This is a genomic window from Enterobacter sp. ZOR0014 (genome assembly GCF_000798855.1).
GTDB lineage: Bacteria > Pseudomonadota > Gammaproteobacteria > Enterobacterales > Enterobacteriaceae > Enterobacter > Enterobacter kobei.
Genome location: NZ_JTLF01000244.1, coordinates 24798 through 36725 on the forward strand (window position 1 = coordinate 24798; position 11928 = coordinate 36725).

Annotated in this window: 9 protein-coding genes; all 9 read right to left on the reverse strand. The window is 57.0% G+C overall.

All coding sequences use genetic code 11. The features are described 5' to 3' along the window. Nucleotides 1–7: 7 nt before the first annotated feature. Nucleotides 8–1507: a type VI secretion system contractile sheath large subunit gene (tssC, locus tag L977_RS12835; protein WP_014884232.1), complete on the reverse strand. Its 1500-nt coding sequence runs from the start codon at nucleotides 1505–1507 to the stop codon at nucleotides 8–10. 3 nt (nucleotides 1508–1510) lie between these two features. Next, nucleotides 1511–2035 (reverse strand): type VI secretion system contractile sheath small subunit, encoded by a 525-nt coding sequence (gene tssB / locus L977_RS12840; protein WP_014884233.1) that lies wholly within the window; start codon nucleotides 2033–2035, stop codon nucleotides 1511–1513. Nucleotides 2036–2110: 75 nt separating this feature from the next. Further along, the gene (gene tssA, locus L977_RS12845) at nucleotides 2111–3127 is read right to left on the reverse strand and encodes a type VI secretion system protein TssA (RefSeq protein ID WP_047625895.1); all 1017 of its coding nucleotides are present in this window, start codon (nucleotides 3125–3127) and stop codon (nucleotides 2111–2113) included. 11 nt (nucleotides 3128–3138) lie between these two features. Beyond that, on the reverse strand, nucleotides 3139–3855 hold the full coding sequence (gene tagF, locus L977_RS12850; protein WP_032636241.1) for a type VI secretion system-associated protein TagF: 717 nt from the start codon (nucleotides 3853–3855) through the stop codon (nucleotides 3139–3141). 16 nt (nucleotides 3856–3871) lie between these two features. Beyond that, a complete protein-coding gene (gene tssM / locus L977_RS12855) occupies nucleotides 3872–7492 on the reverse strand; it encodes a type VI secretion system membrane subunit TssM (protein WP_023330613.1) in 3621 nt (1206 codons plus the stop codon). A gap of 2 nt (nucleotides 7493–7494) precedes the next feature. Continuing rightward, a complete protein-coding gene (locus L977_RS12860; RefSeq protein WP_014884237.1) occupies nucleotides 7495–8733 on the reverse strand; it encodes a DotU family type VI secretion system protein in 1239 nt (412 codons plus the stop codon). A gap of 17 nt (nucleotides 8734–8750) precedes the next feature. Continuing rightward, nucleotides 8751–10094: a type VI secretion system baseplate subunit TssK gene (gene tssK, locus L977_RS12865; protein ID WP_047625896.1), complete on the reverse strand. Its 1344-nt coding sequence runs from the start codon at nucleotides 10092–10094 to the stop codon at nucleotides 8751–8753. A 28-nt stretch (nucleotides 10095–10122) separates the two neighbouring features. Then, nucleotides 10123–10626 carry a type VI secretion system lipoprotein TssJ gene (tssJ, locus tag L977_RS12870; RefSeq protein WP_047625897.1) on the reverse strand — a complete coding sequence of 168 codons (504 nt, stop codon included), beginning with the start codon at nucleotides 10624–10626 and terminating at the stop codon, nucleotides 10123–10125. Between the two features lie 23 nt (nucleotides 10627–10649). Next, nucleotides 10650–11144: a hypothetical protein gene (locus tag L977_RS12875; RefSeq protein ID WP_047625899.1), complete on the reverse strand. Its 495-nt coding sequence runs from the start codon at nucleotides 11142–11144 to the stop codon at nucleotides 10650–10652. Nucleotides 11145–11928: the final 784 nt, after the last annotated feature.

The following is an 11928-nucleotide window of genomic DNA, read 5'->3' on the forward strand; positions in this document are numbered from 1 at the left end:
ATCATCATCACGCGTCTTTCGTCTTCAGCGACGGCAGTTTAGAAACCAGACGCAGGGAAACGGTCAGGCCTTCCAGCTGGTAGTGTGGACGCAGGAAGAACTTCGCGGCGTAGTAACCCGGGTTGTCTTCAATCTCCTGCACCTGCACTTCTGCAGCCGCCAGCGGTTTACGGGACTTGGTTTCCTGAGAGGAGTTCGCCGGGTCACCGTCCACGTAGTTCATTACCCAGTCGTTCAGCCAGCGTTCCATCTCTTCGCGCTCGCGGAAGGAGCCGATTTTGTCGCGCACGATGCACTTCAGATAGTGGGCAAAGCGGCAGCAGGCGAACAGGTACGGCAGACGAGAGGCCAGACGCGCATTCGCGGTGGCATCCGGATCGTGGTACTCGGCCGGTTTTTGCAGAGATTGCGCGCCAATGAAGGCGGCAAAATCAGAGTTTTTACGGTGAACTAGCGGCATGAAGCCGTTTTTCGCCAGCTCGGCTTCGCGGCGGTCGCTGATGGCGATCTCGGTCGGGCATTTCATGTCCACGCCGCCGTCATCGCTTGGGAAAGTGTGGCACGGCAGGTTTTCGACTGCCCCACCGGACTCCACGCCGCGAATCGAGGTGCACCAGCCGTACTCTTTGAAGGAGCGGTTGATGTTGGCCGCCATCGCATAGGCGGCGTTCGCCCACGAATAGCTGTTGTGGTTTGCGCCGTCGGTCTGCTCTTCAAAATCAAAGCTGTCGACCGGGTTAGTGCGGATGCCATACGGCAGGCGCGACAGGAAGCGCGGCATCACCAGCCCCAGGTAGCGGGCATCTTCAGATTCACGCAGTGAACGCCAGGCCGCGTATTCGGTATTCTGGAAGATTTTGGTCAGGTCGCGCGGGTTAGCCAGCTCCTGCCAGGACTCCATCTGCATCACGCCCGGTGCGGTACCGGTGATGAACGGACAGTGTGCCGCAGAGCCGATGCGCGCCATTTCGCCCAGCAGCTCAACGTCCTGCGGGCTGTGGTCGAAGTAGTAGTCGCCCACGATGCAGCCAAACGGCTCGCCGCCAAACTGACCATACTCCTGCTCGTAGATTTTCTTGAAGATCGGGCTCTGGTCCCAGCCCACGCCCTTGAAGCGCTTCAGGGTACGGCCCAGCTCCTGCTTGGAGATGCTCATAAAGCGGATCTTCAGCATCTCGTCAGTTTCGGTGTTGTTCACCAGGTAGCTCAGACCGCGCCAGGCGCTCTCCAGCTTCTGAAACTCTTCGTGGTGAATGATCTGGTTCACCTGTTGAGAGAGCTGTTCGTCGATACCGGCAATCAGGTTCTGAATGGTGCGATAGGTATCGTTAGAGAAGGTAACAGTATTCTCTAGCGCCTGCTGTGCCAGGGTCTTGACCGCGCTTTCCACGGCAGAACGCGCCTGATCGGTTTTCGGGCGGAACTCTTTGTTCAGCAGCGCGCTGAATTCATCCTGGCTGAAGGCCTGACCCGCCTGCTGCTCATGTTGTTGAGTCTGGTTGCTCATCGATTATTCCTCGCTACCTTTCGCACTGTCGTCATTTTTCGGCAACTGGCTCAGAGATTTGAGCAGCGTCGGATCCTGCAGAATTTTTGCGATCAGCTCTTCCGCGCCGTTTTTGCCGTCCATGTAGGTCAGCAGGTTGGAGAGCTGAGTACGTGCTTCCAGCAGCTTGTTCAGCGGCTCCACCTTGCGGGCCACCGCGTCCGGCAGGAAGTCGTCCATGCTGTCGAAGGTCAGATCGACGTTGAGCTTACCTTCGCCGGTAAGGGTATTATCCACCTGGAACGCCACGCGCGGCTTCAGCGCCTTCATGCGTTCGTCAAAGTTGTCGATGTCGATTTCAAGGAATTTGCGATCGTCGACCGCCGGCAGGTTTTCCACCGGTTTACCGACCAGATCGGCCATGACGCCCATCACAAACGGCAGCTGAATCTTACGTTCTGCACCGTAGATCTCTACGTCGTACTCGATCTGCACGCGGGGGGCACGGTTACGTGCGATGAATTTCTGCCCACTGTTACTCATTGCCATGATGTTCTCCATCAAAGATGCGCGGTGAAGGTGAAACGGCAGGCTCCATGCCTGTCGTCATAATGCCTGGACGCGTTATTCGCGGCGTCCAAAGATGTTTTCCAGTTGGTTAACGCCGTCTGGCGCCAGGTCGCGAATAATGTCCATAAAGTTAAGTTCTGACAGCCGCTGCACCCGTTCAATCATCAGCGGTGCGGGGTGGCTCGGTTCGTACTGCGCAAAATACTGTTTTGCTTTTTCCAGCATCAGCTGCGCATCGGCACGGCTGGTGACCTGCACGCTGCGCCAGTCGGTAACCGGCTGAACGGGTTGCGTTGCCGCAGGTTGATGATCGGCTTGCGGTTCAACCTGCGCCTCACGGCCCGGCAACAGCTTGCTGATGTCGGTCACCTGACAGGCACTGGCGACCAGTCCTGTGGTCTTCAGCAGTTGCTCCATCTCGGGTACACCGCTTTCACCGAGATATCCGGTAAGCAGCGCGCGGATGGCCAGCAACCGCTCGTTAATCACGATTACCGCGGCAGTCCCTGGCTGGTCGCCGCGGGCCAGTTCGTCAATCAATCTTGGACGGCCCCCAGGATAGTCCGGGCATTCAGTTTTACTGCCGTCCAGCAGTGCCTGGGCGTCCCGCAGCGAAATTTCATCGCCGTTTGAACGCAGCAGCGAGGCGTTACGTACCGCAATGGTGAGTTCAGATTTATCGCTCAGCCCCGCCAGGGCATTAATCCGATAGAACGGGTCGGTTTCGCCATACTCCTCCAGAAGCGGATAGAGCGGCTCCCAGTAGCGCGCGAGCGCCTCCTGCACCAGCAGCAGCCCGTCTGCGTAGCCTGCCAGCCCGCGGCGGCGTGTCCACGCATGGGTTAGCGCCAGCATCACGCGCAAATCTTTCGTGCGCGCCAGCAGGCTGGTGGCGTATTTTTCTACCGTGTTCCAGTCAGCAGGCTCTGCCGGGATAATGGTGTCGCCAAACTGCTGTTCCGCTTTCCCCTGGCTTGCCTGGTTCATCACCTGGAAGTCAGCGTCGTATTCCAGATTGTCGCCACAGGGTTTATCCGGGCTTATGGGCGCGAGAAATTCTTCGATATTCATGAGATCCCTGCTTATTCAAACATGGGCGGATAAAGACCGTGACGTCCCGGGCGGGCGCCCCCTGCCGGGTCGAACAGCAGGGTGAAAAGCTGCCCGGTAAAGTTGCCGCTGTGGACATGGGTGTACAGCGGGTAACCGTCGCAGCGGTTGGTCCACCAGTAGCTGGTCTGACGCAGCGGGTCAAAACACTCTGCCGCCTGCGGCCAGCCCAGCGTGCTCTGACCGTCCTCGTCATAGCCAATCACGTCAAGGATGTCGGAACGCTTTTGCGGCTCGACGGGCTGCGGAGCCGGAATGGACATCAGCATCTCATCCAGCTGCGAGGCGGAAAAACTGTTGCGCACCGCGTGCAGTCCCAGACGACCAATCTGCTGATACCAGCTTTCCGCCTGGCTGAGCAGGCTGGTCGACCACTCTGACGGGGCGAAGCTCAGCTGGATGCACACCGGGTATTGTCGGCCAACGCTGTCCCGAGCGGGCAGCAGGCAGCCCATCTGGATCATCTGGCTGCCCAGCATTGGGGGGACAACAAAATTCCACACCGGCGCTTTGGTGAACGGGCGTTCTCCGCTACGCTGCTCTTCCTGCTGCCAGGCAAGCAGGCCAACCTGAAACCAGTGCGACCACTGGCGCTGTAAGGTGTCAGGAAAGCGGCGCTGCAGGAAATCTCCGGCGCTGGGTAATTTGCCATACCAGCTGTAGCGGTTCATCGCAGGGGTATTCGTCATACGGCTGTCCTTGCGGTTATGGGCATGAGAAACGGGGTAGCTGGAACGGATTGCGAATGCTGTTTGGTGCAAACTCCAGCGTGACCTGATGTCCGTCGACGTTGAAGGTGGCCTGACGGCTCAGGCTACCTGCGCCCGGGCTGGTGCTCGCTTTGTCGAAAAAGCGGTTGAGTGCCCAGGCGCCGTTGGTCACCAGCGTCGCCGTGCTGCCGTTAGCCAGCCCCAACTGCATGCGGACCTGGTTGGTACCGCCCGGCCCCGGCCAGTTCATGATTTGAACGGCTTGCGGACCGTGGCTGTAGCGCAGCAGCTGGCCGTCAACGTCCAGCGTCAGGTTCAGGATGGTGTTATCCATTCGCACGGTGCGTACCGTGACCTTGAAAGACGGCGTGGTGGCACCATTCGCAAAGAAGGCGTCGCGAATCGACTGGGCCTGCTGGAACGGTCTCAGCAGCCCTTCACTTCCCGGCAGCGTTTTACCGTCGATGCCCGGCATAAAGCGCCAGTTTGCCTGGGTGGTATCGACTTTATTGGTCAGGTTGTCGCGAAAGAAGGTGTCCATCAGCCCGGTACCAGGCGCAAACATGCGGGCGAGGTCGTCTGGGGTAACTTCCGTGCTGGCGCTACGCACCAGCGGATAACGCCCGGCAATGGCCTGGCGGCAGAACCCGCCCACTTCGACATTAATCCGCTTACGCACGTTCTCCAGATCGCGGCGCTGGGTATCGCTGCTGGCACCCACCGCCATATTGCTGAACATGGTTTGCAGCCCACCCGGCAGACGACCGGCGCTGGCCTGCAGACGGCTGATCGCCTCGCCGCCCGGCGCTGGCATGCCGCTGTTGGCGGCATCCTGTACGGCGGTCAGGTAACGATAAAGCTCATCCACCTGCTTAAGAAAATCATCAAAGACGATGGTCTTGCCCCCCTTCTCCAGCGGCTGGGCCAGCTCAATCATCGGGGCGTAGTGGTCCGTCACCAGCTGTTCCGGGGCCTGGGTAACGGCAGCGGCCTGCGTCGGGGCAGTGTCATTATTGCTGAACAGCGCTTCCAGCGTGCGGGTGGCACGGTTGCTCTGCGCCTGCGCTTTACCGGCGTCTTCCGGGGCTGGCGTATCGCGCGACAGCGTCAGCACCTGGCTCAGGTTCTGCACCAGACGGCGCAGGGGTGAGTTTGCGCCTGAGAGCAGACGCGCAGTGTTGATGCGCTGGGAAAGATCGGCGCTGTTGTTAAGCTGAATGTCGGCGAGAAAGCGATCCCAGGTAGCGATAAAGTCGCGCATGTAGAGCTGACGCACGGCGTTGTCGATCTGCTGTTTATCCTCCTGCGCCGTCGCGGCGCCCAACACCCAGGCGTCGTCTTCATGCAGTGCGGTGGTCACGCTGTCGATCTGGCTGTTAAAGCTTTTCCAGTAACCGTCTGGCGTATAAAGACCCGGCACGCCGTCGCTTACCGACTTGCCACTTTTGCGTGAAAACACCAGCTCGCTCTGCGGTCCGCCCAGGTCGGAAAGGGAGACCGGCTTAAGGTTTTCATCATGCTCCAGCAGACGCTTAAGACGACCATACACGCGAGTGGATAACGGCTGCTGATTGATCAGCGCGCGTTCACGCGCCACCAGGGACGCGTCCTGCGCGTACGGCGAAGCCTGAATTTTCGGCTCCAGCAACTGCGTCAGGTGCCATTCAAGCTGTTGCAGCTGCGCTTTCGTCACGTTCTGCGGCAGGTTACGCTGCAGATTGAGCATCACCCATGAATGCAGGAATTTGCCGTCGTAGTGCTTCGGCTGGTAAAGCATCTGATAGGCTTTCAGCGCTTCATAGCTGTACTCCACGTCGCTGCCATTATCGTTGCGAAGCCAGGTGGTGATGTGCATGGCGACCGCTGGCAACAGCAGCTGATCCAGCGCTTTCTGGTACAGAGACTGAGAGGCATCGCTGACGTCATCTCCGCGGTAGAGCCCCATGCGACGGGAAACCGGCGGATCGTTTACATCAAACGCATCGCTTTTTGGCAGATCAACCAGACCATTCATCAGCGGCAGCAGATCGAACAGATCGCGCTGCGGCTGGTTCTGCAAGGCTTTGCTCTGCTGATCCAGCAGCGGCACCTTCGCATCCACCTCTTCCAGATAGGCCTTATTTTTGGCATAGCTGGTCAGCCACAGTCCGCCGAGTATCACCAGCAGGGCCAGCAGCGCCGCATAGCCGGACCAGATCACCGCCCGGTTACGCAGTTCCCACCAGCGGTTTTCTCCGGCAATGCCGGCTTCCTGGAAAATGACGTTTTGCAGCAGGTTCTTGATGAAGAAGCTTTGGCCTTTCGCCCCAGGGATCGGCGCGTCTTTACTTACCGAATCCCAGTTATCACTCTCTCCCCCTTCCGGCAGAGAGAGCGCACGGTTCAGTTCGCCCATTACGCGGTCAAACGGCATCCCTTCCTGGGTGCCGCTGGCAAAGTAGATCCCACGCGGAGAGAACTCGGTTTCAAAGTTGGAGCGGGCGAAGACCGTGCTCAGGTAATCCGCCAGCAGGGGACGCAATGCGGCGAACTCCTGCGGGAAGAGATACGCTTCAGCACGGGTTTTCGCGTCATGCTCTTTCAGCATGGTTTCCGGCAGCCCGGCATCGAGGCGCTGCTGCAACAGCGAGAACTCTTGCTGGAAGTTGCCCATCAGGTCGTAATCGGCGTGTTTAGTCTGCTCCCACGGCAGCGTAAAGCCCCAAATCTGGTCCCGCTGCGCTTTGTCGTAGTCGGCAAACCACGCACGGAAGCCTTTGAGCAGGTCAGCTTTGGTGACCATCACGTAAACCGGGAAGCGGATACCCAGCTGCTCATGCAGTTCAGAAAGACGCTGGCGCAGATTCACCGCCTGCTGGCGTGACGCCTCCGCAGACTGGGTGAGCAGATCAGAGATGCTGATGGTGACAATGACGCCGTTGATCGGCTGACGACGACGGTACTTACGCAGTAACCCCATGAACTGCAGCCATTCACCGGCGTCCTGCACCTGCTCGCTTTCTTGCGTGGTATAGCGGCCCGCCGTGTCGAGCAGCACAGCCTCGTTGGTGAACCACCAGTCGCAGTTGCGCGTACCGCCGATACCCCGCAGCGCGGTCTTACCGAAACGGTCAGCCAGCGGGAATTGCAGTCCGGAGTTAACCAGCGCCGTGGTTTTACCGGAGCCCGGTGCGCCAATAATGACGTACCATGGCAGTTGATACAGGTATTGCGTGCTGAAGCGTTGCGTCCACTGGGCGCCCTGTCCTGCTTTGCTGAAGTGCGCTTTTTTGAGCATCTGCGCGGCTTCATCGAAACGGCTGGCAAGGATTTGCTCCTCGCTGTTCAGGCGTTTCTGCGGATCCGCCGCTTCCGGGCTGGTGGTGTTCTCGTTGAGCTTATCCATCAGCTTGCGGTTCAGCCAGGCGTTATAAAGACGCGGCAGAATGTGTCCCTGCGCCCAGAGCAGATAGACCACAGCAATACTGATAATGCGGTTCTGTTCAGATTCCAGGGGTCGGGTATCCACAATGGACAACAGCGGACCAATCATCCAGATCACCGCCGCAAGCGCGGTTACCCCCAGGAAGCTCCACAGAATGCGGTTGGTCAGAATGGAAAGAAGTGTAGTCAGCATCCTTAGTTTCCTTGCGGCAATCCGTTCAGCTCAGCCTGAGTGTTTTCAGGCGACACCAGCAGAGTAATTTCCACACGGCGGTTACGGGCGCGGTTTTCCGGCGTCGTGTTCGGTGCTACCGGGTTAATCTCACCCCGCCCTTCCGCTTTCACGCGGTCTGGCTGAGAGAGGCTTCCTTGCAGCATTTTCTGTACCGAGCGGGCGCGTTCCAGAGAAAGCTCATAGTTGGAAGCGAAGCGCGCGCTGCGGATTGGAACGTTGTCGCTGTATCCCACCACCAGAATTTTGCCGCTGACGTTGTTCATCGCCTGCGCAATGCGGTTAACAACCGGTTCATAACGGTCACGCACCACCGTCGAGGCGGAGGCAAACAGCCCGTCTCCTTTCAGGATAACGACGCTGCGATCCGCTTCATCTTTTACCGCGACCAGACCTGCCTCGATTTCAGGCTTCAGGAAGCCGCGCAGGTTTAGCACTGCGGGCAACTGACGGGCCGGTTGCTGAATGGTGGTTTCCGGCAGCTGGGATTGATAAATCTTCGCCAGGACCGGACTGGTGTTATCGCCAAGACGCCAGTTAAGGACGATATAAAACAGGCAGGCGATAAACCCGGCCAGCGCCACGCAGGCCCACAGGGGAACCATCGGCCGCCACAGCTTACGCAGCACCGGGCGATCTTCCGGGTGGGGAGACAGCGGTGGCGGATAGCTGCCCCGCACGCCGCGGATCATCTGCCACAGCCGCTGCTTGATGGTCTCAAGCTGGGTGCGACCATTGTCCAGCACACGGTAACGCCCTTCGAAACCGAGCAGCAGGCAGTAGTTGATCATCTCCAGCAGCAGGATATGTTCGCGCGGGTTCTGCGACAGACGCGCCAGCAGCTGGAAAAACTTCTCGCCGCCCCAGGTTTCGTTATGGAACGTCACCAGCAGGCCATTGCTTGACCAGACGCCGCTGCTGCCCCAGGGGGTAAGCGCAGCGGCCTCATCCAGCGCCGTGCAAAGGCAGTAACGCGCCCCGACGATCACTTCGTAGGGTAGCCCCGCCTGCTGACAGCGGACTTCAAAACGGCGAATCTCATCGATCAGGCGCTGGCGTAACGCCACCTGATCGTCATGTGAAACCGAATGACGGATCTGCGGAATCGCATTGAGCAGCGGATTAGCGGCCGCCACCAGCTGATTGTTGCTACTGGCTCCGGTAAACGCGGCATCACTGCCGGTATCCTGTCGTTCCTGCATATTAAGCGCTCGCTTTATTATTCTGTCGGGCTACGGATGGCCCAAAACTCCATATCCAGCCCCGGGAACTCCCCTGCCAGGTGCAGGGCGAAGGCGCCGGACTTATCCATCTCGTGCCACAGCTCGCTGCCCTTCTCCAGCTCGAAATAGCTGTAGCCTGCATGCCACGGGATCTGCGGCGGCGCGACCGGCATGGCGCGCAGCATAATGCCCGGCAGCTGAAGCTGGACCAGATCGCGGATTTTCGACACCGGCGCGATTTTCATCTGCGCAGGGAAATGGGTTTGCAGGTGTTCGCCGGGCACATTCGCTTTGACGGCCAGCACGAAGCCAAACTCGCGTACCATGCTGGTTTCAGGAACGGTGGCAATGTTAAGACCATGCGAGCGCTCGTTAAGCGGCAGCTGAATAGCGTGGTCTTCCATCACCAGCGACAGCCCCTGACGCAGCATCAGCATCAGCTTACTGAAGCAGTTCGCCAGATCGTCGTGATCGTAGACCGGCAGCACGCTCTCCGTGGTCCGTTGCGGGGTCCAGGTGGCAAGCTCGGACGCAAACGGCAGCCAGCTGCGCCAGAGGGTTTCCGGGTGCAGCAGCGGCAGCGTTTTTAAATGCGAAACCTCGCCAAGATGACGGTTCACCAGCGACAGTAACGTAAATTCAATCAGTTCCGAGGTGTTAAAACGGCCAGGCTGGCGCAGACGGCCGCCGATCTGCTGGCTGCGCTGCACCAGTAAGCCGTGCAGATCGTTAATCATGCTGTAGATCTGCGGACTGTTATTGGCGTTCAGCATCGGCGGGATGTAACTGTTATCGAGCCGGACGTGGTTGTCGTGGCGTTTTTCAGTGACAAACGCCACGCCGATGGCGGTCCATTCTGCCGTGAGATCCTTTTCCAGCATCAGCGTCAGGCGCAGGCGGCCAAACTGTACGGTGGCATCCCCCACCGACATGGCGTTGTCGTCTTCGACCTCTTGCTCGAACGCGATGAAGCGCGCCAGCGAGGCCGGTTCTTCGCTGAAGATCACCTCTTCCCGCTCGCCACGACGTACCGGCAGTGCGAGCACCACCTTTTCGTTGGTGAGATTGTCAGGGATTTTAAGCGGCACAGGACCATTGCGTCCGTTGCGCACCTGGAAGAAGGTCCCGTCTGGCAGAAGCCCACTGCAGTAGCTCAGGGCAATGCATCCCTGACGAAGCATCGCTTCGTCGAGTTCAACATCAAGAAAGCCACAAAGATAGGAACGCTGCAACGCACCCCATTCACGAACGTGGTTGAGCAGATAACTTTCAGTCCGCTGAAAATGGTGTGGACGCAGGAACATGCCTTCGGTCCAGACGACCTTTTCTGCTTTCGTCATGATGATGTGTTTCCTGTTGTGAAGCGCGTTACTGGCTGATGACCCGAATGCCATTTACGTCGAGAAAAACGTTGGCCTGGAGTTCATCCGCGGACCATTTCCAGAACTGGTAGATATGATTTTCGCCTGGCACAGGCAGAGGGAGAGACACGCGCCATTTTTTACCATCCAGCTTCTGATATTCCGCCATCACGCCGATGTAGCGAGCCTCGGGATCGCTCTGACCGCTGAGGGTTTTCGATAGCTGTCCCGGCATCAGGAAGAACACATCGCTGTTCAGCAGATTCGCGCCAAGGGTTGCTGACGCGTTGTTCTGCAGGGAATAGAAGTCGCTGGACATGAAATCCGCATCGGATTTCAACAACAGCACACGGACTTTAAGCGGCGCAGAATCATTGATTTGTGGATGAGCCTGAAACTGCAGATTGTAGCGGGAGGGGTCGCTGTGTGAAGACGACGTACAACCACTCACAAGGGCGAAAAACGCCGCGTAAAAGACCAACCACAGCTTATGAAAATTTTTATTATTCATAAAAATACGCCCACGAAAGCCGTTTAGTTCAGGATCCAGGTACCGTTAGCGCTGTCTTTGCAGGCTTTGCTGTTGCCATCGACATCAACGCAGGTCGCTTTTTTACGCGCCTTAGGACGAATGGCCTGTTTACGGACGGTCGCTTCATACTGGTCGGCTTTGATAACTGCACGCATCGGGACGTAACCAATCAGCTGGTCATTACCCTCATCGGCAAGCGCCATCCAGTAGTGTTCAACCTGACCCAGCACCACGTAGGTTTTTCCGGTTTCCAGCGTACGGATAACCTTTCCGCCAAAGTCAGGACGGCTCATCAGGGAAGCCGGATACATGGCACGATAAGGCTCGTCGAGCGGAGTGAATTCCGTCGGCGGCAACACGGCGTGACGGTGCGTTAAGGTGACACCGTTGACCTGACTGGTCACGATCGTGTCGTCGTTGATTGCAGGTTTCTGTGGCGCTTTACAGCCCGCCACCGCCATGACAAACAGAAGTGAAAACAGTACGCGCATTTTCATATGCTTTTCCGTAGCGATATTTCGATAATGGAGATAAGGGGATGAAATTTGACTTAGGTGCTATTGTTAAAATAGTCAGGATAATTTCGGGGTGTTACTATTTTGAGGGCATAGCTACCGCACGAACCTTTCAGAATAAGGCCCAGCGTCTTCCTGACATATTTTGACAAACGGTAAACAAGTTTACATGAGCTTCGCATCAATTCAATATTTACCGCTACGTAAGTGGCGGTTAATGAAGCAGTCGAAACATTATAGGATTTATCTGATAAAAAAACCCGACATGGCCTACTTTCACTTATTTTCACTCCACACACAGACGTAAGTTATTGTTGTAAAAATAAAAAACACAAAAGAGAACGACTTTCATTAACGCAATAAAGCTATTATCGCCACTACCATAATTAGTAGAATTCTCCTATTGGTGATGTCAAAACAATATATCGCCGATGAATTATTTGTTGCACTAACAGGGTATCTTTAATATTAACCGTACTGCCCGCTCGCAGGACGCCTATTTCACTTATGACGCGGGCGTTAATTTTACTACTCAAAATAACTTTATATTTCACGCTGTGATAATTACCGCATAAGACTTCAAAACAGTCATTAATCATTAAGCCAGAATAAACATTCAGGTCCCTATTTTAATCCTGAAGGTGCTATACCCCCTGCCAGCCGTGGCATTTCTGTTTCTGATCGACCTGAGCCTTCATTCGAAATTTTATCGGTGCTACATCCTTCCTCGCCCACCGCTATCTACCCCACCTACTGGATGATGTTC